The sequence below is a fragment of the Microbacterium sp. A93 genome (genome assembly GCF_051842835.1).
The window spans coordinates 1-21,782 of sequence record NZ_JBPXMT010000022.1 but is presented as its reverse complement, the minus strand read 5'-3'; the positions used below and the strand labels follow the sequence as shown (position 1 = coordinate 21,782).

At 69.8% G+C, this 21,782-nt stretch carries 14 protein-coding genes; 3 read left to right on the top strand and 11 right to left on the bottom strand.

The features are described 5' to 3' along the window. Positions 1–438: 438 nt before the first annotated feature. The 3 genes from glgB to ACSU1G_RS34410 are packed head-to-tail and all read right to left on the bottom strand — an operon-like array spanning position 439 to position 8,398. A complete protein-coding gene (glgB, locus tag ACSU1G_RS34420) occupies positions 439–4,431 on the bottom strand; it encodes a 1,4-alpha-glucan branching protein GlgB (RefSeq protein ID WP_439286144.1) in 3,993 nt (1,330 codons plus the stop codon). Beyond that, entirely contained in the window at positions 4,428–6,239 is a 1,812-nt protein-coding gene (treS, locus tag ACSU1G_RS34415) for a maltose alpha-D-glucosyltransferase (RefSeq protein ID WP_439286142.1), read from the bottom strand. Before treS ends, glgB begins: the two co-directional genes overlap by 4 nt. Next, the gene (locus ACSU1G_RS34410; protein ID WP_439286140.1) at positions 6,239–8,398 is read right to left on the bottom strand and encodes an alpha-1,4-glucan--maltose-1-phosphate maltosyltransferase; all 2,160 of its coding nucleotides are present in this window, start codon (positions 8,396–8,398) and stop codon (positions 6,239–6,241) included. Before ACSU1G_RS34410 ends, treS begins: the two co-directional genes overlap by 1 nt. Before the next feature lie 231 nt (positions 8,399–8,629). Here ACSU1G_RS34410 and glgP point away from each other — a divergent pair, with 231 nt between their 5' ends. Then, positions 8,630–11,275 carry an alpha-glucan family phosphorylase gene (gene glgP / locus ACSU1G_RS34405; RefSeq protein WP_439286138.1) on the top strand — a complete coding sequence of 882 codons (2,646 nt, stop codon included), beginning with the start codon at positions 8,630–8,632 and terminating at the stop codon, positions 11,273–11,275. Positions 11,276–11,318: 43 nt separating this feature from the next. On the opposite strand, the gene glgX is transcribed toward glgP, so the two are convergent. From glgX to ACSU1G_RS34375, 6 genes are all read right to left on the bottom strand, one after another. After that, a complete protein-coding gene (gene glgX, locus ACSU1G_RS34400; RefSeq protein WP_439286136.1) occupies positions 11,319–13,496 on the bottom strand; it encodes a glycogen debranching protein GlgX in 2,178 nt (725 codons plus the stop codon). Then, a complete protein-coding gene (rlmB, locus tag ACSU1G_RS34395) occupies positions 13,496–14,479 on the bottom strand; it encodes a 23S rRNA (guanosine(2251)-2'-O)-methyltransferase RlmB (RefSeq protein WP_439286134.1) in 984 nt (327 codons plus the stop codon). Before rlmB ends, glgX begins: the two co-directional genes overlap by 1 nt. Before the next feature lie 76 nt (positions 14,480–14,555). Then, positions 14,556–16,070, bottom strand: coding sequence for a cysteine--tRNA ligase (gene cysS, locus ACSU1G_RS34390; RefSeq protein ID WP_439286132.1), 1,515 nt, complete (start codon positions 16,068–16,070; stop codon positions 14,556–14,558). Positions 16,071–16,100: 30 nt separating this feature from the next. Then, positions 16,101–16,586, bottom strand: coding sequence for a 2-C-methyl-D-erythritol 2,4-cyclodiphosphate synthase (gene ispF, locus ACSU1G_RS34385; protein ID WP_439286148.1), 486 nt, complete (start codon positions 16,584–16,586; stop codon positions 16,101–16,103). 65 nt (positions 16,587–16,651) lie between these two features. Then, positions 16,652–17,551 (bottom strand): IspD/TarI family cytidylyltransferase, encoded by a 900-nt coding sequence (locus ACSU1G_RS34380; protein ID WP_439286130.1) that lies wholly within the window; start codon positions 17,549–17,551, stop codon positions 16,652–16,654. Between the two features lie 22 nt (positions 17,552–17,573). Continuing rightward, positions 17,574–18,056 carry a CarD family transcriptional regulator gene (locus ACSU1G_RS34375; RefSeq protein WP_439286128.1) on the bottom strand — a complete coding sequence of 161 codons (483 nt, stop codon included), beginning with the start codon at positions 18,054–18,056 and terminating at the stop codon, positions 17,574–17,576. Between the two features lie 274 nt (positions 18,057–18,330). Here ACSU1G_RS34375 and ACSU1G_RS34370 point away from each other — a divergent pair, with 274 nt between their 5' ends. Next, positions 18,331–18,870: a hypothetical protein gene (locus ACSU1G_RS34370; RefSeq protein ID WP_439286126.1), complete on the top strand. Its 540-nt coding sequence runs from the start codon at positions 18,331–18,333 to the stop codon at positions 18,868–18,870. Positions 18,871–18,981: 111 nt separating this feature from the next. Here ACSU1G_RS34370 and ACSU1G_RS34365 read toward each other — a convergent pair whose 3' ends face one another. Next, on the bottom strand, positions 18,982–19,662 hold the full coding sequence (locus ACSU1G_RS34365) for a winged helix-turn-helix domain-containing protein (protein ID WP_439286124.1): 681 nt from the start codon (positions 19,660–19,662) through the stop codon (positions 18,982–18,984). Continuing rightward, entirely contained in the window at positions 19,659–20,798 is a 1,140-nt protein-coding gene (locus ACSU1G_RS34360; protein WP_439286146.1) for a sensor histidine kinase, read from the bottom strand. Before ACSU1G_RS34360 ends, ACSU1G_RS34365 begins: the two co-directional genes overlap by 4 nt. A 265-nt stretch (positions 20,799–21,063) precedes the next feature. Between ACSU1G_RS34360 and phoU the strand changes: the two genes are divergently transcribed. After that, the gene (gene phoU / locus ACSU1G_RS34355) at positions 21,064–21,723 is read left to right on the top strand and encodes a phosphate signaling complex protein PhoU (protein ID WP_439286122.1); all 660 of its coding nucleotides are present in this window, start codon (positions 21,064–21,066) and stop codon (positions 21,721–21,723) included. Positions 21,724–21,782 lie beyond the last annotated feature (59 nt).

The window sequence follows — 21,782 nt, the reverse complement described above, 5'->3', positions numbered from 1 at the left end:
CAAATCGGCGTTTCCGGCGATTCCCCGGGTCAGAACCGAAGTCCCAATCCGCTACATCCGGACCCCCAAGCCACCGCCTCAGCGACTGACTCGTTGCTCCGAAGCAACTTTCCTAGCCTAGACCCGCTCTCGACTCGGTGTCAAATCCACCGCGCCGGGCTGTTCTTCCGGACCGACGTCCTTCTGAAGCTGCCTGGGTCATGCCAGCGGTTCCACCTCGCGGTGTCCCCGGTGCCTTGAAGTCCCTCAAATCCCCGGTATTCCGCGGATTCTCGGTGTTTCAGGCCCGGAAGCTTTTCGGCTTTCGCGCCTTGGCACAAGAGAAGACAATACACAGCTTTCGCCGGCTTGCAAAATCGGCCGGTCCCCTCCCTGGGGAGGCGACCGGCCGACGTCGTACTGCGGGGGTTAACTGCGGTGTTGGAGGGAGGGACTCCCCTACTGGACGGGACGGAAATAGACCGTGGCCAAGGGCGGCACCGTGATCTCGACGGAGGCCGGCTGTCCGTGCCAGGGCTCCCCCACCGCGGTGATCCGTGCCCGGGTGTCGGATTCCGCGCCACCGACGATCCCGACCCCGGAACCCCCGTAGCTGGAGGCATCCGTGTTGAGTGCCTCCTCCCACTCCCCCACGAGCGGCAACCCCAGGCGGACCCCATGGTGGGGGTTCCCAGAGAAGTTGGTCAGGCAGACCAGAGGCCGCGCCTGACCGCCAGTGGCGTCCGGGGTCGACCACCGGATGAAGGAGAAGATGTTCCGGTCGCCGTCGTTCTGGTCGATCCACTCGAAGCCGGCGGGTTCATGGTCCTGGCTCCATAGTTCGGGTGAATCCCGGTAGAGCACGTTCAGGTCCCGCACGGTCTTCATCAGACCCTTGTGCTGAGGGGAATCCGTGGCCCACCAGTCCAGACCATGGGATTCCCTCCACTCGGACTCCTGACCGAACTCGGAGCCCATGAACAGCAGCTGCTTGCCGGGGTGCGCCCACATGTAGCCGTAGTAGGCCCGCAGGCTCGCCAACCGCTGCCACCGGTCACCCGGCATCTTCTGCAGCAACGATCCCTTGCCGTGCACCACCTCGTCATGGGACAGCGGCAGCACGTAGTTCTCGCTCCAGGCATAGACCAGGGAGAACGTCATCTCGCTGTGGTGCCACTTGCGGTTCACCGGATCCTCCGACAGGTACGTCAGCGAATCGTGCATCCAGCCCATGTTCCACTTCAGCCCGAAGCCCAGGCCGTCCTGGCTGGTGGGCGCCGTGACACCGGAGAAGGCCGTGGACTCCTCGGCGATCATGACGATCCCGGGATTCCGCTTGTACGCGGTGGCGGTGGTCTCCTGCAGGAAGCTGATCGCCTCCAGGTTGTGGTTGCCGCCGTGCTGGTTAGGCACCCACTGACCGTCCTCACGGGAGTAGTCGAGGTACAGCATCGAGGCCACGGCATCCACCCGCAGCCCGTCGATGTGGAACTCCTCCAGCCAGTACAGCGCGTTGGCCACCAGGAAGTTGCGCACCTCGGTCCGCCCGTAGTCGAACACGAGGGTCCCCCAGTCGGGGTGCTCGCCCTTCCGGGGATCGGCGTACTCGTAGAGCGGCTGCCCGTCGAAACGGGCCAGGGCCCATTCGTCCTTCGGGAAGTGGGCCGGGACCCAGTCCAACAGGACTCCGATGCCCGCCTGGTGCAGGCGGTCCACGAGGTACTTGAAGTCATCCGGGGTGCCGAAGCGGGAGGTGGGGGCGTAGTAGCCCGTGACCTGATAACCCCACGAGCCGCCGAAGGGGTGCTCGGCCACCGGCATGAACTCCACGTGGGTGAATCCCTGCCACGAGACGTACTCGACCAGCTGGTCCGCCAGTTCGCGGTAGCTCAGTCCGGGCCGCCAGGATCCGATGTGCACCTCGTAGACACTCATCGGGGCATCATGCGGATCGCGTGCGGCCCGCTGTTCCATCCAGGCGGCGTCCTGGAAGGAATACCGGGAGTCGTCCACCCGGGATCCGGTGGCGGGGGGCACCTCGGTCCAGCGGGCCATCGGGTCGGCCTTGTCCCGCCAGTGCCCGTCCTGGCCCAGCACGGCGTACTTGTAGACGGCGCCGGCGCCCACGCCGGGGACGAAGATCTCCCAGATCCCCGAGTCCCCCATGGACCGCATGGCGTGCTGGTGCCCGTCCCAGCCGTTGAAGTCACCCTTGACCCGGACGGCCGTGGCATTCGGCGCCCAGACGGCGAAGGAGGTGCCCGTCACCTCACCGCGGGCGGAGGAATAGTGGCGCACCCGGGAGCCCAGCATCGTCCACAAGGTCTCGTGCCGGCCCTCGCGGAACAGGTGCTGGTCCAGCTCGCCGACCGTGGGCAGGTAACGGTACGGGTCGTCCTGCTCGGTGGCGGCGCCTCCCGGATAGCCCACGAGCAGGCGGTACCCCGGGACGTGTCCCGGCTCGGTCGCCTCAGCCGTGCCGACCCAGACGCCCTCATACTCGGGGCGCAGCGGCACCTGGGTGCCGTCGTCGAGCGCCACGGAGACCTGCTCGGCCTGTGGCCGCAGGACCCGGAACGTCACCAACCCGGATTCCCCCAGGTGCGCGCCGAGCACCTCGTGTGGCTGGTGGTACCGGCCGTGCGCCACGGCATCCAGCACCTCGGCGTGCACCTCCAGCGGACGGAGCACGTTCCCGGCCACCTCTGCGGTACCCGGTGCATGGGCTGTTGCTGCGGCATCGTCCCGTTCCACGGCATCCTCCTGGATAGTGCGCCGGCCCTGGGGCGGAACCCCGCCCGGTTGCGGTGGCTGGTCTTCGTAGCCCACGGTAGCCGTCCCGGCCATCCCCCGCAGGACGTTGCGGGCGGCTGCCGCCGGGACCTCCACCCAGTCCGGGCGGTGCCGCAGTTCGTAGACGACCTCGTAGAGCGCCTTGTCCAGCAGCAGTGCGGTGAAGATTGGGGATCCGGTGTCCACCGGAACACCGGTGGCCCGGCCGTAGCCGTCCAGGAAGGCCCGCTGAACCGGTCCCGTCCAGGCGGGGGCGCCGGACAGCGCTCCGGCATAGTCGAGTGAGCGCAGCATTCCGACCACGTCCCGCAGTGGCAGGTCCCAGCCGGAGCGCTCCTCGGCCACGCGCAGGGGCTCGCCCTCGAAGTCCAGGACGGTCCACCGCCAGAGTCCGGCCTCGGAACCGGCCGTGGGGCCAGCCTTCGATCCGGACGTGAAACCGGCCGTGGAGCCAGACGTGGAACCGGAGTCAGGCCCGGTCTCGGCGGGATCAGCCGGCGAGACCAGGATCTGCCCCAGGTGGTAGTCGGCATGGATGCGTTGCAACGGGGGCAGCGCGCTCACCACCGCGGGAGTGCTCAGGGATTCCAGGATCGCGCGGAACGCACCCTCATAGTCCGCCCCCACGGTCGGAGCCGCCTGGCGCCAGCCCCATTCGAGTCGGCCGGCGAGCGCCGTCAGCACCTCGGGCCCCCGGCCCTGTTCAGCAGACTGCCCCGCGGGCTGCCCCGCCGGCCGCGTGCCGAGTGCCTCGGCGAGGCCACGGTGCATCCGCCCAGTGGCGGCACCGATGCCGGCCGCCTCGGCAGTGAAGTCCCGGCCGGACTCCGCTGCCTCGGTGGCCTCGCGCCAGGCGTCGCGGGAACCGGTGATGAACTCGCGCAACACGCAGACCTGCCCGGTCTCCACACCGTCTGAGCTGGCACCGGGCACCCCGGTGCGGTTCCACCCCGCCGTCACCGAGCCATAGGTCACCGGCACCTCCCGGGAACCGGCGGCGGAGAGCGCCAGGCCGATCTCGACGTCGGGATTGGCGCCCGCGGCCAGCACGCGGAAGAACTTCAGGATCAGCGTCCCGCGTCCGGCCTCCACCACCACGGAGGTGTTGGACTGCTCGCCCTGCAGCACGCGGGCGCGCAGGGTGGCGGCCTCGAAGGCGGGCCAGTCGGCGAAGTCGGCGTAGGAGTGCCCGCCGGAGCGGCCGTCCGCGGTGGGCAGCTCGCGGCGCATCATCTCCAGCCACGCGGCCAGGAATGCGGGGTCCTGGGTGCCGTCGTAGACCCACCGGATCCCGGTCGGCCCCTCCCAGCGGCCGATCAGCGCATCCTGTGCCCCCTCGAGTTCCCGGGTCCGCAGTGCCACCGGGACGGAGACGACGACGGCCCCCTCACCCGAGCCGGCCGTCTCACCGGACGCGGCCCCGCCAGCAACCCGGCCAGCCTGCGCGCCTGCCTCCGAACGCGCCTGCGGTGTCACCGCGAGCACGTGCAGCTGGAGCTGGACCTCGTCGGCGGATTCCGTGTCCTCGGCCAGCCGGATCCCGCCGATACGGCGCAGCGTGCTGCCGCCCCGCACCGGGAACCAGCGCTGGGCCGGGAGCCAGCCGGACAGCAGCTGGCTGAGGGATGCGGCCGCGGGGCCGCCCGGCTCGGAGCTCATGGGGTGCCTCCCGCGGACCTTTGCGGGGTGATGACCGGAAGCGCCGTGGTGTAGGGATTGGGCCGGTCCGCCAGATCGGCTGAGACTGCACCCGGCATCAGTTCCGGGCCGGTGCGCAGCCGCAGCCAGTAGAAGCCGTGGCCGGGTAGGGTGACGGGCAGCCGGCCGTCCTCGCCGATGTCCAGGAAGGGGCGTCCGCCGAAGACGTCCCGCAGTCCGCGGCCCTCATACCCGGGCACGCTCAGCCACGTGGCGACCGGGTCCGGGGCGAGGTTGAACACGCACAGCACGGTCTCCGGATAGTGCTCCCCGCTCTGGTCCGCCGGCAGGTCCCGCACGAAGGCCAGGATCTGCTCCGCCTCGGCCGGGACCACCTCGAAGTCCCCCAGCCCGAACACGGGGTGCCGTTTGCGCACGGCCAGGGTCTCCCGGACCCAGTGCAGCAGGGAGCCGTTCGAGGCGAGCTGGGCCTCCACGTTGACGTGGTTGTAGTGGTACACGAGCGACTGGATCACGGGCAGGTACAGCTTGCCCGGGTCGGCCGCCGAGAACCCCGCGTTGCGGTCCGGGTTCCACTGCATGGGGGTGCGGGAGGCGTCCCGGTCCGGCAACCAGATGTTGTCCCCCATCCCGAGCTCGTCCCCGTAGTAGAGGAACGGTGAACCGGGCAGCCCCAGCAGGAGTGCGTGGATCAGCTCGAGCTCGGAGCGGCTGTTGTCCAGCAGGGAGGCGAGCCGGCGGCGGATGCCCACGTTGGCACGCATCCGGGAGTCCGGGGCGTACCAGCCGAGCATGGCCTGGCGTTCCTCCGGGGTGACCATCTCCAGGGTGAGCTCGTCATGGTTGCGCAGGAAGGTGCCCCACTGGGTGCCCGCCGGGATCTCGGGCGTCTCGGCCAAGGCCTCGAGGATGGCGGTGGCCTTGTGGTCCCGCAGGGCGTAGAAGATCTTCGGCATGATCGGGAAGTGGAAGGCCATGTGGCATTCCGGGTCCTCCTCCGAGCCGAAGTAGTCCACCACATCCGTCGGCGGCTGGTTGGCCTCCGCGATGATGACGCGCCCCGGATACTCGGCGTCCACCATGGCCCGCAGGTCCCGCAGGAACAGGTGGGTGCGCGGATCGTTCTCGCAGTCGGTGCCCTCCTCCTCGAAGAGGTAGGGGATCGCGTCAGCCCGGAACCCGTCCACGCCCATGTCCATCCAGTACCGGACCACGTCGAACAGCGCCTCGACCACGGCGGGGTTCTCGAAGTTCAGGTCCGGCTGGTGGGAGAAGAACCGGTGCCAGAAGAACTGCCGGCGCACCGGGTCGAACGCCCAGTTGGACTCCTCGGTGTCCACGAAGATGATCCGGGCGTCCTGATACTTCTCGTCCGTGTCACTCCAGACGTAGAAGTCTCCGTAGGGTCCGTCCGGATCCGAGCGGGACGCCTCGAACCAGGGGTGCTGGTCCGAGGTGTGGTTCAGCGGCAGGTCGATGATCACCCGCAGGCCGCGGGCGTGGGCCTCCGCCACGAGGCGCTTGAAGTCCGAGACGGTGCCGAACTCGTCCAACACCTCGTAGTAGTCGGCGATGTCATAGCCACCGTCCCGCAGCGGCGAACGGTAGAACGGCGGCACCCACAGGCAGTCGATCCCCAGCCACTGCAGGTAGTCGAGCTTGTTGATCAGGCCCTCGAAATCCCCGGAGCCGTCACCGTTGTCATCATGGAACGCCCGCACGAGCACCTCGTAGAACACCGCGGTGCGGAACCAGTCCGGGTCGTGGGAGATCCCGTGCGTGTGCAGCTGGAAGGACGATCCGGCCATCAGGCGCTCCGGACGATCCGGAGCACGTGGGCGGGCTCCACGTGGGGGTCCAACCGGACGTAGTTCGCCGCTCCCCAGCGCCAGCGGGCCCCGGTGATCAGGTCCTCGACCTCGAACCGGCCCTCGGCATCCACATCCTGCGGGCGCAGGTCCAGGGCCGCCAGGTCGATCGAGACGGTGGCCTCACGGACCGCGTGGGGGTCGCAGTTGACCACCACGATCAGCGTGTCCGCCGGACCGGGGAGGGAGGCGGCGAGCGCCTCGGCGTCCGGGACCCCGGGGAACACCACACCGGACGCCCGCGCGTTGCCGTCCGGGCCGGCGTCGTGCCTCCCCCGGGAACGCCCGACGCCGGCCGGGGCCGTGCGCTGCCCGTCCGGCAGGTGCCGGCGGGACTTGGAGAAGACCAGGATCTCCTCCTGGTCCGCGGTGTGCAGCGTCAGGTTCTGCAGGTCCTGGCAGGCCGGGTGGGCCCGGCGGATCTGGTTGAGCCGGGTGATGTACGGGGCCAGGGACTCGCCACGCTCCTGGGCCCGATCGAAATCGCGGGGCCGGAACTCGTACTTCTCGTTGTCCAGGTATTCCTCGGCCCCCGGCCGGGCCACGTGCTCGAACAGCTCGTAGCCGGCGTACATGCCCCACATCGGGTTGGACATCGTGGCCAGGACGGCGCGGATCTTGAAGGCCGCCGGGCCGCCGAACTGGAGGAACTCGGTGAGGATGTCCGGGGTGTTGACGAAGAAGTTCGGCCGGTAGAAGGCCGGTGTCAGCGCGGTGACCTCGTGCAGGTACTCCGCGATCTCCTCCCGGGTGTTCCGCCACGTGAAGTAGGAGTAGGACTGCTGGAAGCCGGCGCGGCCCAGGGCGTGCATCATGGCTGGCCGGGTGAAGGCCTCCGCCAGGAACACGACCTCCGGGTGGCGGTGGTGCACCTTGGCGATCAGCCATTCCCAGAACCACAGTGGCTTGGTGTGCGGGTTGTCCACGCGGAAGATCTTCACCCCCCGGGCGATCCACAGCTCCACGACCTTCAGCACGGCCCGGCGCAGCCCGCGGGGGTCGTTGTCGAAGTTCAGCGGATAGATATCCTGGTACTTCTTCGGCGGGTTCTCCGCGTAGGCGATGGTCCCGTCCACCTGCGTGGTGAACCACTCCGGGTGTTCGGTGACCCAGGGATGGTCCGGGGCACACTGCAGGGCCAGGTCGAGGGCGACCTCCAGGCCCAGCTCGTGGGCGCGGGCCACGAACCCCGCGAAGTCCTCGGCGCTGCCCAGGTCCGGGTGGATCGCGTCATGCCCGCCCTCCTCCGCACCGATCGCCCAGGGCGAGCCCGGGTCCTGGGGGCCGGCGGTCAGGGTGTTGTTCGGTCCCTTGCGGTGCGTCCGGCCGATCGGGTGGATCGGCGGCAGGTAGATGATGTCGAAGCCCATCTCCGCCACCGCCGGGAGCCGCTCGGCCGCCGTCGCGAACGTCCCGGAGGACCAGGTGCCGGACTCCGGGTGGTAGACCGCGCCCTCGGACCGGGGGAAGAACTCGTACCAGGCGCCGCGGCCGGCGAGCGCCCGCTGCACGTCCAGCGGGTACGAGGGCGAGGCGGAGACGAACTCGCGGATCGGGCGGGCCGCCAGCACCTCGGCCAGGTCCGGGTCATCGGCGGCCGCCAGCCGTTCGGCGGTGTCCCGGGTGGCGTCCTCCAGGCCGCGCACGGCACGGGCCAGCATGGCGCGGTCCGTCTCGGAGCGTTCCGGGTCTGCGGCGGCCCTGCGGAACAGGGCGCCGCCCTCCGCCAGCATGAGCTCGACGTCCACCCCGGCCTGGATCTTCACGGTGGCGGCGTGATGCCAGGTGGCCACCGGGTCCGACCAGCCCTCCACCGTGAAGGTGTGGGGGCCGACGGTGGGCGGGCGCAGGGTGGCCAGGTACTCGTCCAGGCCGGGGGCGCCCTCGCGCATGCGGACCCGATGCACCTCGGCGCCGTCCGGACCGCGAAGCACGGCGGTGGCACCGACCCGGTCATGGCCCTCCCGGAACACGGTGGCGCGGACCGGGATGTCCTCCGCGATGACCGCCTTGGCCGGGACGGCTCCACACTGGATGACCGGTTGCACGCCGGTGACCGGAATGCGGCCGACTTTGACCTCGGTGCTGAACAGCGGCACCCGGCGAGATTGGACAGAGGTGCTGGAATTCTTGGCAGTTCCCACGGGCCTGACGTTACCGGGGCGATCCCGTGCTGGCCACCGATCGGGGCCGAAGGGTGGACGATGACGTGGAATGACCGCCCCGCGGAGGCGCAGCGGGCCCAGGATTCAGCGGCCGGCCACCACCGCGTCCGCCAGGGTTCACCCGAAGGGCCCCCGGGGCGGTGCGGTCCGTGGATAATGGGCCGGGTGAAGGCTATCCGTCGTTTTACCGTGCGTACCCGTCTGCCCGACTCGATCGCGGGCCTGAGCCGCCTGGCCACCAATCTGCGGTGGTCCTGGCATCCTCTCACCAAGGACCTGTTCCGGGACCTGGATCCGCAGGCGTGGGCCGAGCCGAACCAGGACCCGGTGGCCCTGCTGGGATCGTTCGACCGCCAGCGCCTGGCCGAGCTGGCCGCCGACGAGTCGATCGTGTCCCGGGTCCAGGAGGCCACCGCCGATCTGGACCGGTATCTGAGTCAGGACCGGTGGTTCCAGCAGGACTACTGGGGCTCCGCCGCCGGCGCGGAGGCCACACCCCGCCCCATCGCCTACTTCTCCCCCGAGTTCGGCATCACCGCCGTGCTCCCGCAGTACTCCGGCGGCCTGGGCATCCTGGCCGGGGACCACCTGAAGTCCGCCTCCGACCTGGGCGTCCCGATCATCGGCGTGGGCCTGCTGTACCAGTCCGGCTACTTCAAGCAGTCCCTCTCCCGCGACGCCTGGCAGGTGGAGTCCTACCCCGTCCTGGACCCGGACAACCTGCCGCTGACGCTGCTGAAGGAGTCGGACGGCTCCGCCGCCCTCGTGGCGTTGCCGTTGCCCGCGGGCCGGACGCTGCACGCCCAGGTGTGGCGGGCCGACGTCGGGCGCGTGCCGTTGCTGTTGCTGGACTCCAACGTCCCGGCCAATGACGACACCGCCCGGTCCATCACGGACCGCCTGTACGGCGGCGAGGGCGAGCAGCGGCTGCAGCAGGAGCTGCTGCTCGGGATGGGCGGGGTCAAGGCCTTGCGCCTGTACGCGCGGCTGACCGGGACCGAGGCCCCGTCCGTTTACCACACGAACGAAGGCCACGCCGGGTTCCAGGGCATCGAGCGGATCGCGGAGCTCATGTCCGACGACCTGGAGTGGGAGGCCGCACTGAGCTCCGTCCGCGCCTCCACCGTGTTCACCACCCACACCCCCGTGCCCGCCGGGATCGACCGCTTCGACCGGGCCCTGGTGGAGCAGTTCTTCGGCGCCGGCCTGGCCCCGGGCGTACCGGTGGAGAACGTGCTGGCCCTGGGCGCCGAGGACTACCGGGACGGCGACCCCTCCGTGCACAACATGGCCGTCATGGGCCTGCGCCTGGGCCAGCGGGCCAACGGTGTGGCCCGACTCCACGGGGCGGTCTCCCGCCAGATGTTCAAAGGCCTCTGGCCCGGATTCGACGCCGACGAGGTGCCGATCAGTTCCATCACCAACGGCGTGCACGCCCCCACCTGGGTCTCGGACACGGTCTCGGCCTGCGCCATCGAGCTGTTCGGGGCCTCCGCCGTGGCCGGACACGACTGGCAGCGCGTGTTCGACGTGCCCGACGAGGAGCTCTGGGGGATGCGGCGGACCCTGCGGCAGGCCCTGATCGCCGACGTCCGCGGCCGGCTGCGCTCCTCCTGGCGCAAGCGCGGTGCCTCCGAGGCCGAGCTGGCCTGGACCGACTCCGTGCTGGACGATGACGTGATGACGATCGGCTTCGCCCGGCGCGTGCCCACGTACAAGCGTCTGACCCTGATGCTGAGGGACCCGGCGCGGCTGAAGCGCCTGCTGACGGACCCGGAGCACCCCATCCAGCTCGTGGTGGCCGGCAAGTCCCACCCCGCGGACGAGCAGGGCAAGCTGATGATCCAGCAGATGGTGCAGTTCACCGACGACCCGGAGGTCCGCCACCGGATCGTGTTCCTGCCCAACTACGACATCCAGATGGCGTCCACCCTGATGCCCGGCTGCGACGTCTGGCTGAACAACCCGCTGCGCCCGCTCGAGGCCTGTGGCACCTCCGGGATGAAGGTGGCCATGAACGGCGGGCTGAACCTGTCCGTGCTGGACGGCTGGTGGGACGAGATGTACGACGGCGAGAACGGCTGGGCCATCCCGACCGCCTCCTCCGCGGCCTCCGCCGAGCAACGGGACGACGTGGAGGCCGCCGCCCTCTACGACCTGCTGGAGAACCAGTTGGTCCCCCGCTTCTACGGTGCCGAACGCTCCGATCAGGCCGGTGCGGCCGGACCGTCCGCAGCCTCCACGGACGGCATCCCGCACCAGTGGCTGGCCATGGTCAAGCACACGATGGCGACCCTGGGGCCCGCCATGTCCGCCGACCGGATGGTGCAGGACTACGTGCAGGACCTGTACCGGCCGGCGGCCGAGGCCGGACGCCTGCTGGACGCGGACGGCTACGCCCGGGCCCGCGAGTTCGCCGCGTGGAAGACCGCCGTGCGGGCCGGTTTCAACTCCGTCACGGTGGAGCACGTGGACTCGCTCGGCGTCACCGAGGAACCACAGGTCGGGGACGAGCTGCAGGTGTCCGCCTACGTCACCCTGGGCGGTCTGTCCCCCGAGGACGTGTGCGTTCAGGCGGTGTACGGCAAGGTCACCACCAAGCCCGCCGGCGCGCTCGAGGAGGACGCCCTGGTGGACACCAGCATCCTGGCGCTGGCACCGGCCCAGGACCTGGGCGGCGGCCGCTGGCAGTTCACCGGCTCCCTCATGATCGACCGCTCCGGCGCCTTCGGGTACTCAGTACGGGTGGTCCCCCAGCACGAGCTGCTGGCCTCGACGGCCGAGATGGCCCTGGTGGTCAACGCCGGCTGACCGGCGGGTAGACGCGCCGGATTCGACCGGCAGTTGCAAGGGGTCAGATGGAGTAGATGATGATCGAGTTGGCCTCGATGGCGTCGTTCTCCCCCGGCGCGAACTGGGCCCCCCGGCGGGGACCGCCGTGGTGCGCGGTGGACAGCTGCAGCGTGAAGGTCTGCACGGCAGTCCCCTGCTCGGTAGAGATCTCCCGCAGTACCTCCGTGGCCGGCAGCTGGAAGGGGACCGCCTCCACGGCGCCGTTGAACACGATCAGCCCGGTGCCGCGGCCGCCGGGGACGCCGATGAGCAGCTGCAGCAGCCGCTGGTCCGGATCCGCCCAGTCCGCCTCGGACATGGGATGGCCTGAGCTGTTGAACCACTTCAGGTAGCCCAGGTCCCTGGCCGGATAGGAGTACGGCTGGCCGGCCAGGTACTCCTTGCGCATGGCGATCAGCCGCCGGGTGGTGGAGAGCATCCGTTGCTGCCGCTCATCCAGGTCCCAGTTCGTCCAGGAGATCTCGTTGTTCTGGCAGTACGCGTTGTTGTTGCCGCCCTGGCTGCGCCCGATCTCGTCCCCGGCCGTGATCAGGGGGACCCCCAGCGAGAGCAGCAGGGTGGCCATCACGTTTCGCGCCGTCTGGGCCCGGGCGTCGAGGATGTCCACGTCCTTGGTGGGCCCCTCGGCGCCGTGGTTGTAGGAGCGGTTGTGGGAGTTGCCGTCCCGGTTGTCCTCGCCGTTGGCCTCGTTGTGCTTCTCGTTGTAGGCCACCAGGTCCGCCAGGGTGAAACCGTCATGGGCGGTGACGAGGTTGATGGAGGCCAGCGCCGAGCGACCCGAGGCCTCGAACAACCCGGCGGATCCGGACAGGCTGTCCGCCAGCCGGGCGGTGGACCCGCCCTGGCCGCCGTGTTCCAGGGCGCCGCGGTCGGCCACCCAGAAGTCCCGGACCACGTCCCGGTAGCGGTCATTCCAATCGGACCAGCCGACGGGGAAGTGCCCCGTCTGCCAGCCGCCGATGCCCACATCCCACGGTTCGGCGATCAGCTTGGTCCCGGCCAGCACGGGATCCGCCTGCGCGGCCACGAGGAACGGGTGGCGGTTGGTGAAGTGGTGCGAGCCGTCCCGGCACAGGGTGACGGCCAGGTCGAACCGGAACCCGTCGATCTGGAACTCGGTCACCCAGCGGCGCAGGGAGTCCAGGGTCATCCGCACCACCTGCGGATCATTGAAGTTCAGGGCGTTGCCGCAGCCGGTGGTGTCCAGGTAGCGGCCTGCGGCGTCATGGCGGTAATAGTATTCGTCGCCCAGGCCGCGCCAGCAGAAGGCCGGCCCCTCCGGGCCCTCCTCCGCCGTGTGGTTGTAGACCACGTCCAGTAGCACCTCGATGCCGGCCTCGTGGAGCAGCTTGACCATGCCCTTGAACTCGTCCTGGATGGCGCGGGGCCCTGCGGCTTGCGCGGCCGCCGTGGCGTAGCCGGGATGTGGGGCGAAGAAGCTGACGGTGTTGTACCCCCAGTAGTTCTGCAGCCCGGACGCCTGCAGGTGGTCCTCGTCCCGGTAATGGTGGACCGGCAGCAGTTCCACGGCCGTGATGCCCAGGTACCTCAGGTATTCCACCATCACGGGGTGGGCCAGCCCGGCGTAGGTGCCGCGCAGCTCCTCGGGGATTCCCGGATGCAGCCGGGTCTGGCCGATCACGTGCGCCTCATAGATGATCGTGTCCCGCAGCGGGGTGTGGGGCCGGGCGACCCCGTTCCAGTCGAAGTCCCCGGCCACGCGCGTGGACCAGTACACCCCGCCCCGCTCCACCACGGCGTCACCGTAGGGGTCCAGCAGCAGTTGGGGCAGGGGCTCCGCCGTGCCGGCGGCCGTCCGGCCGGCCTGTTTCCGGTGTACCCCCGGGATGGTCCGGTCACGCGCCACCAGCGCGTAGAGACTGCCGTAACCCAGGCCGGACACCGTGCCGTGGTGCACGTGGTCCGTGACGTCGAACAGTGGAGCCCGGTGCAGGTCCTCGCCCCGCGGCACGGCGTCCGCCGGGAAACCGGGGTCCGTGAACACCACGTCCACCTCGGACAGGCCGGGGGCGTAGACCGCCAGGTTCACCGCATGCTCCACCCCCACCAACCCCGCCACCGTGTCCGCGATGCCCAGCGGGAACGGCCGCGAACGGTGTCCGTCGACGTGGCGCAGCTGGACCGGGAGGGACCCGGTGGGCTGGGACGTCACGGTCATCAGGCCCGGCCACCTCCACGCTGGACAGCGATCTCGTACAGCGTGATGCCCACGGCCATGGAGGCGTTCAGGGATTCCATGTCCGAGGCGATCGGGATGGACACGATCTGGTCGCAGTTCTCCCGCACCAGACGGGACAGGCCCTTGCCCTCCGAGCCGACCACCAGGCAGACCGGTTCCGTGGCCAGGGGCAACCCGGTCAGGGAACGGTCCCCGTCGCCGTCGAGCCCCAGCACGAAGATCCCGAGCTTCTTGAACTCCTTCAGCGTGGTGTTCAGGTTGCCGGCCTGAGCCACGGGAACGCGCACGGCCGCACCGGCGGAGGTCTTCCACGCGGTGGCGGTCACCCCCACGGAACGGCGCGCGGGCACCACCACCATGTGGGCGGAGAACGCCGCGGCGGAGCGGAGGATGGCGCCCAGGTTGCGGGGGTCCGTGATGCCGTCCAGCGCGATGATCAGCGGGGGTGCCGTGGCGTAGCCCTTCTCCCAGCGCTCCAAAGCCTCACGGGCTAGCGCGAGGGGTTCGGCGTACTGATACGGCGGGACCTGCAGCACGAGCCCCTGGTGCACGGCGTCATCCGTCATCCGGTCCAGCTCGGGCTTGGAGGTCTCCATCACGGGCACGCCGCGCTCGGCAGCCAGCTTCAGGGTCTCCCGGACCCGCTCGTCCATCTCGATCCGGGTGGCCACGTGCAGCGCCTTGGCGGGGATGGCGGCACGCAGGGCCTCCACCACGGAGTTGCGCCCCGCCACCGTCTCATCCGAGTGCCGGGAACGGGTGTTGCGCCCAACCGGCCGGCGGGTGCTGGAACGTTCGGCGAGCTGCTTGCTGCGGTGCGCCTTGTGGTATTCCCGGTCCTCCGCCTTCGGGGTGGGGCCCTTGCCCTCGAGCGACTTGCGGCCGTGACCACCCGTACCCTTCAGGGGACCCTTCTTGCCGCTGTTGCCGCGGGAGGATCCGGCGCGTGGTGCTGAGGCCATGGGAGGGGTGCCTTTCTGGCGTTGGTCAAGACTGCCCCCAGTCTACGGCCCCGCCCCGCCCCGCCCCGTCCTCCCGCTACTGCAGGGACCAGCGGGCCCCGCCGGCAGAATCCTCCACCACGACGCCGGCCGCGGCCAGGGTGTCCCGGATCGAGTCCGCGGTGGTCCAGTCCTTGGCCTCGCGGGCCGCGGCACGCGCGTCCAGCTGGGCGCGGATCAGCACGTCCAGGGCATGCTGTGCGGACGGGTCCTGCGCACTGTCCGGCTCGGGGACGTCATCCAGCCCGAGCACGTCCACCATGGCCTGCACATCCGCGTAGTGCTGCTCCACCGCCTCGATGTCCTCCGCCGCCAGGGCGCTGTTGCCGGCACGGACCGCGTCATGCAGGACGGCCAGGGCCTGCGGCACGTTCAGATCGTCCTCCATCGCGGCGCGGAACGCCGTGGGCACGGAGGAGAACTGGGCCACGTAGACGGCCTCGGGTGCCACCTCGCCGCTCAGGGCGCCGGCCACGGCGGCCGTCTCCTCGCGCCGCAGCTGGGCCTCCGCCACCACGTCCGCCCCACGGTCCAGGAAGGCCTCGATGCGTTCCACCGCGGCCTGGGCCTCCTGCAGGGAGGTGGGACGGTAGTCCAGCTGGGAGCGGTAATGGGCCTGGCCGAGGAAGTAGCGCACCGCCTTGGGTCGGGCCGACTCCAGCATCTGTTCGGGGGAGATGGTGTTGCCCACCGACTTGGACATCTTCTCGCCCTCGTAGGTGACCATCCCGTTGTGCAGCCAGAAGTTCGCGAAGCCGTCCCCGGCCGCGGCCGACTGGGCCAGCTCGTTCTCGTGGTGTGGGAAGCGCAGGTCCAGCCCACCACCGTGGATATCGAAGTGGCTGCCGAGGTACTTGGTGGACATGGCCGAGCACTCGAGGTGCCAGCCGGGCCGCCCGCGGCCCCACGGCGAGTCCCACAGCGCGGTGGCTGGATCGGTGTCCTTGGCCCCCTTCCACAGCGCGAAGTCGCGCGGATCGCGCTTGCCTCGGGGGTCGGCGTCGGGCGCATCCTGCATGTCCTCGAGCCGCTGGCGGGTGAGCTCGCCGTAGCCGGACCAGGACCGCACCTCGAAGTACACGTCCCCGGAGCCGTCCGTGGCGGGGTAGGCATGGCCGGCCTCCACCAGACGCTGGATGAGCTGGAGCATCTCCGGGATGTGCCCGGTGGCGCGGGGCTCGTAGGTGGGCCGGCGGACACCCAGAGCCGCGTAGGCGCGGGCGAACTCGTGCTCGAAGCGGTAGGCGAGGGCGAACCACTGCTCCTCGGCCGGGGACAGCTCGTCCTCCTCGAAGTCGTCGGCGAAGGAGGCCGCGGACTTCTCCAGGATCTTGTCATCGATGTCCGTGACGTTGCGGACCGAGGTGACCTGCAGGCCGGTGTACTCGAGCCAGCGGATGAGGACGTCGAAGACGATCGCCGAGCGGACATGGCCCACGTGCGGCATGCCCTGCACCGTGGCCCCGCAGTAGTAGAGGGAGACCTCGCCCTCGGTCAGGGGGACGAAGTCCCGCACCGTTGCCGTCTTGGTGTCATAAAAGCGCTGTGCCACAGAAAGGAATCCTAGTCGACGTGTGGTGCTCTAGCGGTTGCCGAGCGGGAAGACCAAGGCGGTCGCGATCGCGGCCAGCCCCTCCCCCCGGCCCGTGAACCCGAGCCCGTCCGTGGTGGTGCCGGACACCGAGACCGGGGCGCCGGCGGCCTCGGAGAGCACGCGTTCGGCCTCGTCTCGGCGCGTGCCGATCTTGGGGCGGGTGCCCACCGCCTGGACGGCCACGTTGCCGATCCAGAATCCGGCCTCCCGGACCAGCCGGGCGGCCTCGGCCAGCAGTGCGACGCCGGCCGCGCCCGCCCACTCGGGGCGGGAGGTTCCGAAGTGCCGGCCGAGGTCTCCGATCCCGGCCGCGGAGAACAGGGCGTCGCAGGCGGCGTGGGCCACCACGTCGCCGTCCGAGTGGCCGGACAGCCCGGGCTCCCCCGGCCACTCCAGTCCCGCCACCCAGCAGGCGCGGTCCTCGCCCGCCGCCGCGAAGGCATGGACGTCGGTGCCGATCCCGGTGCGCGGCAGGGGCGGAGTCTGTTGCGAGGGGTGCGAGGTCGGCTGCGGGGTCGGTAGCGGGGATGCGGGGGTGCTCACGGCTGCGGCTCCAGAGGACTGAGGGGTGCGGTGGACGGGTCCGACAGCGTGTTGGCCAGCGGGGTGCTGGCCAGCAGTGCGTTGGCCAACAACAAGTCCAACCGGGTGGTGATCTTGAATCCGCGGGCGTCTCCGGGCACGACCACCACGGGATGGCCGGCCGCCTCCATGGCCATGGCGTCATCGGTCAGTGCGGCGGCGGCCGCGGGGCCTTCGCGCTCGGCCCGCCGATGCGCGGCTTCCAGTGCGGAGAGCTCGAAGCCTTGGGGCGTCTGCACGGCCCGCAAGCCGGCCCGGTCCAGGGTGCCGGAGACCTGCTCCGGTCCCTGCGCCACGCGGGTCACGGTCTTGATGGTGTCCACCACGGGCACGGCGGGGACGGCGGCGGCCGCCCCCTGGCCGAGGGCCGTCACCACGGCCTGGAAGACGGCGGCCGGCACGAAGGGGCGGGCGGCATCATGGACCAGGACGGCGTGCCGGGTGTCGGAATCTTCCACCCCGGCATCAGTGACGGCATCAGCAGCGGTGTCGTCATCGGCTGCGGCATCAGCTGCGGCATCAGCTGCGGCATCGGCCAGGGCACGGACGGCGGCGAGCCCGGCCCGCACGGAGTCTGCTCGCTCGGCCCCGCCAGGGACGCACCGGACCGTGATGCCCGCGCGGTCTCCGGCGGCCCGGCAGACCTGTTCGAGGGCGTCCGCGGCCTCCGGTTGCGGCGGGACCACCACGGCGACGGCGTTCAACTCGATGGCGCCTGCGGTCTGCGCGGCGACGAGGGATTCCAGGCAGTGCTCCAGCAGGGTCCGCCCGTCACTGAGAGTGGCCAAGGCCTTGGGCACACCGGCCTGGAGTCGTGACCCGGACCCTGCGGCCACGATGAGGACCGTTGTTCGCATCAGTACAGGGAAGTCCTCTGCTCTAGGCGGCGAGGGTCTCGTCCAGCAGTTCGGACGCGTCTTCCTCCGACGTCTTCTTGGCCAATGCCAGCTCGGACACCAGCACCTGGCGTGCCTTGGCCAGCATCCGCTTCTCCCCCGCGGACAACCCGCGGTCCTGATCCCGGCGCCACAGGTCGCGGACGACCTCGGCCACCTTGATGACGTCACCGGAGGCCAGCTTCTCCAGGTTCGCCTTGTAACGCCGTGACCAGTTGGTGGGCTCTTCCGTGAACTCGGCCTGCAGGACGCCGAAGACCACCTTCAGCCCTTCCTGGTCCACGACGTCACGCACGCCGACCAAGTCTACGTTCTCGGCTGGAACCTCGATGGTCAGGTCGCCCTGGGCCACCTTGAGCTTGAGGTACATCTTCTCCTCACCCTGGACGGTGCGCATCTTGATCTCTTCGATCTTCGCCGCACCGTGATGGGGATAGACGACTGTTTCTCCGACCTCAAAAACCATGTGGATGGTCCCCTTTCACTGCGCCAGAGTTTACCACGTCACATTTTCCTCACCCGTGTCGTTCCTTGCCACCGTGCCCAGAATCGACATAATGCGCCTTTCATCCACCGAGGCCTGCAGGTGGTCATCCGACGGGACGCCATGATGGCGTCGCACGCCGCCCCGGAGGGGTCGATACGGTAGTCTCACATCAGCACCGCGCCATGTGATCACCCGTGTCCGCACACCGGATGACCCTTCGGCGTTCGAAGTTCGCACCCGAGGAGAACACACTGTGAAGTTCGCCGCTTCCAAGGCCACCGTCCGCAAGGCCGCCGTGGCCGGCCTGGCTGCCGCCGCCCTGCTGGGCGCCACCGGCTGCAGCGCCATCAACGAGCAGGCCACCAGCCTGCACTACGCGCCGTCCGACGGCATCGTGGCCGAGGTGGGAGACGCCGAGCTGCGCAACATCGCGCTGGTCACGAGCGCCCCGGACACCGAGTCCCGCTACATCGGCACCCTGTCCTCCGCCTCCGGCGAGCCGCTCGAGGTCTCCATCACGGTGGACGGCACGCAGACCCGGTTCTCCGTTCCGGGCGACGAGTCCCTGATCCTCGAGGACCCGGCCAACGAGCAGGTCATCCCGAGCGCCGGCGGTTCCCCCGGCGAGATCGTGGACGCCACCGTGGAGGTGGATGGCGAGTCCGAGACGGTGGGTATCACCATCCTGGACGGCACCCTGGAGGAGTACCGCGAGTATGTCCCGGGCGGCGCGGATCCCTCCGCCGACGACCACCTGTATGAGACCCCGGCTGCCGAAGAGGGCGGCCACTGAGCCGCTGAGCCACTGAGGGCTTTCCTCTACAGACTGGCAACACCCCGCAGCACGACGAAGGGCCGGCACCTCAGAGGTGCCGGCCCTTCGTTGATCCGGGCGAGGAGTCGCTCAGGCCTCGAACTTGTAGCCGAGGCCGCGGACGGTCACCAGGTAGCGCGGAGCGGACGGATCCGGCTCGATCTTCCCGCGCAACCGCTTGACGTGGACGTCGAGGGTCTTGGTGTCCCCCACGTAGTCGGAGCCCCAGACCCGGTCGATCAGCTGGCCGCGGGTCAGCACGCGCCCGGAGTTGCGCAGCAGCATCTCCAGCAGCTCGAACTCCTTGAGCGGCAGGGAGACCTGTTCACCGTCCACGGAGACCACATGGCGTTCGATGTCCATGCGCACCGGGCCGGCCTGCACGGTGGCGCTGATCAACTCCTCCGGCTCGCTCTGGCGGCGCAGCACGGCACGGATCCGGGCCACGAGCTCGCGGGAGGAGTAGGGCTTGGTGACGTAGTCGTCCGCCCCGAGTTCCAGCCCGACCACCTTGTCGATCTCCGAGTCCTTGGCCGTGAGCATGATGACCGGAACGCTGGAGCGCTGACGCAGCTGGCGGCAGACCTCCGTGCCGGACTGGCCGGGCAGCTGGAGGTCCAGCAGGACCAGGTCCGCCCCGGCCCGGTCGAACTCGACCACGGCCTCATTGCCGTCCGCCACGACTTCGACCTCGAAGCCCTCCTTACCCAGCAGGTAGGACAGCGGATCGCTGAACGACTCCTCATCCTCCACGATCAGAATGCGACTCATGATTGGGCTCCTTCCCCGGCGATCGAGGCCTCGGGGCCTCGCTTGGTCATTGGCTGTGCATGGTGCTGCCCGGCATCGGACTCCATCTCCGGCAGGCGGACGGTGAAGGTCGAGCCACGGCCCAGCTGGGACCAGACCGTCACCTCTCCACCATGGTTCGAGATGACGTGTTTGACGATCGACAGGCCCAGGCCGGTGCCGCCCGTCTGGCGGGAGCGGGCGGTGTCGATCCGGTAGAACCGCTCGAAGATCCGGTCCTGCTCCTCCTCGGGGATCCCGACACCCTGGTCCGTGACGGACACCTGGGCCAGGCCGCGGACGGATCTCAGCCCCACGCCGACGGTGGTGCCGTCCGGGGAGTACCGCACGGCGTTGTCGATCAGGTTCCGCAGCGCCGTCATGAGCTGGTCGTGATCGCCGAACACCCGGGCCGGGGCCTCACCGGCCACCCGGATGGTGATGTCCCGGGCTTCGGCCTGCATCCGGGAGCGGTCCACGGCCTCCTGGACGATCTGGGCCAGGTCCACGGGCTCACCGGCCCGCACGGTGTCCTTGCCCTGGAGCCGGGAGAGCTCGATGATGTCCTGGACCAGGGCGGCCAGCCGGGCCGACTCGATGCTCATCCGACCGGCGAAGCGGCGGACGGCCTCCTCGTCATCCGCGGCGTCATCGAGGGCCTCGGCCAGCAGGGAGATGGCGCCGACCGGGGTCTTGAGCTCGTGGGAGACGTTGGCCACGAAATCGTGCCGCATGGCTTCGGTGCGGGAGATCTCGGTGCGGTCATCGGCGAGCAGCAGGATGTACTCCTCACCCAGGGGCGCCACCCGCAACTGCACCACCAGGGTGCCCTGGCCCAGCGGCCCGCGCGGCAACTCAAACTTCCGGTCCACGATGATGCCGTCCGAGCGCACCCGGTCGGTGAGCTCGAACAGGTCCTGGTGGACCAGGTGGTGGCCGCGGACCAGCCCGAAGGCATAGGCGGAGGGATTGGCCCGGACCACACCGTTCACGGCATCCACCAGCACGTAGGCACGGCCGATCACGGAGAGCACCTCGGCGGCGCCGTCCGGGACCGAGGGTTCGCCCACGGTCAGGTGGACGGCGCGGCTACGCTCGGAGGCTCGGAATGCCAACATGGCCAGCACACCGAGGATCAAGCCGATGAGGCCACACACCACACCAACGACTACGGGATCCGTCACGCCCTCCAGACTACCCACCGCGACAGGCTCAGCGGCCACGGGCCGGTACGGGGCATAATGTCCATGAGAACGTTCCCGCGGTTCAACTCGCGTTCACCTTCCATGGTCAGGATGGGATCGGTTCCGTGCCTGAATCGCGGGGACACCCTATGGCCACCTGCACCCAGGGGCCCATACCAACCATCCGGATTGAGGATTCATGCGTGAACTGTTCCATGCCGATCTGAAGTCGCTGGGCGACGAGCTCGTGGAGATCGCCGGCCTGGTGCGCGAAGCCATGACGAAGGCCCAGACCGCCTTCCAGGAGGCGGACGTCGAGCTCGCCGAGTCCGTCATCACCAACGATGCCCGGATCGACTACCTGCAGACTGCCCTGGACGAGAAGGCCATCGAGCTGCTCGCCCTCCAGGGCCCCGTGGCAGCGGACCTGCGCACCGTGGTGGCCGCCCTGCGGATGAGCTCCTCGCTGGAGCGCATGGGTGACCTGGCCCGCCACATCGCCCAGTTGGCCCGCCGCCGCTTCCCGGACCTGGTGGTCCCGGAGTCCGCCCGCGAGGACTTCCGCGAGATGGCGGACCATGTGGTGGCGGTGGCCGCAGAGGTCGAGCAGCTGCTCGCGAGCCACGACCTGAAGCACGCCTCGGCCATCGTGCGGCTCAACGTCACCATCAACGACCTGCACGCGAAGAACTTCACGTCCGTGGCCGCACCGGGATGGGACGCCTCCGCCGCCACCACGGCGGATGTCACCCTGGCCTCCCGCTTCCTGGAGCGCTTCGCGGATCACGGCGTGTCCGTGGCCCGCAAGGTCACCTACCTCGCCACCGGCGAGTGGGAGCCGGTCATCGCGATCGACTGACCACCCCACCTGGACGACGTCGGGGGGGGGGGGGGGGGGGGGGGGGGGGGGGGGAGGGG

Excerpts from the sequence above, each read along its gene's own strand:
- ACSU1G_RS34365 (WP_439286124.1), bottom strand. The coding sequence starts at position 19,662 with ATGAGTCGCATTCTGATCGTGGAGGATGAGGAGTCGTTCAGCGATCCG.
- ACSU1G_RS34360 (WP_439286146.1), bottom strand. The coding sequence starts at position 20,798 with ATGTTGGCATTCCGAGCCTCCGAGCGTAGCCGCGCCGTCCACCTGACC.
- rlmB (WP_439286134.1), bottom strand. The coding sequence starts at position 14,479 with ATGGCCTCAGCACCACGCGCCGGATCCTCCCGCGGCAACAGCGGCAAG.
- glgX (WP_439286136.1), bottom strand. The coding sequence starts at position 13,496 with ATGACCGTGACGTCCCAGCCCACCGGGTCCCTCCCGGTCCAGCTGCGC.
- ACSU1G_RS34380 (WP_439286130.1), bottom strand. The coding sequence starts at position 17,551 with ATGCGAACAACGGTCCTCATCGTGGCCGCAGGGTCCGGGTCACGACTC.
- ACSU1G_RS34375 (WP_439286128.1), bottom strand. The coding sequence starts at position 18,056 with ATGGTTTTTGAGGTCGGAGAAACAGTCGTCTATCCCCATCACGGTGCG.
- glgB (WP_439286144.1), bottom strand. The coding sequence starts at position 4,431 with ATGAGCTCCGAGCCGGGCGGCCCCGCGGCCGCATCCCTCAGCCAGCTG.
- treS (WP_439286142.1), bottom strand. The coding sequence starts at position 6,239 with ATGGCCGGATCGTCCTTCCAGCTGCACACGCACGGGATCTCCCACGAC.
- phoU (WP_439286122.1), top strand. The coding sequence starts at position 21,064 with ATGCGTGAACTGTTCCATGCCGATCTGAAGTCGCTGGGCGACGAGCTC.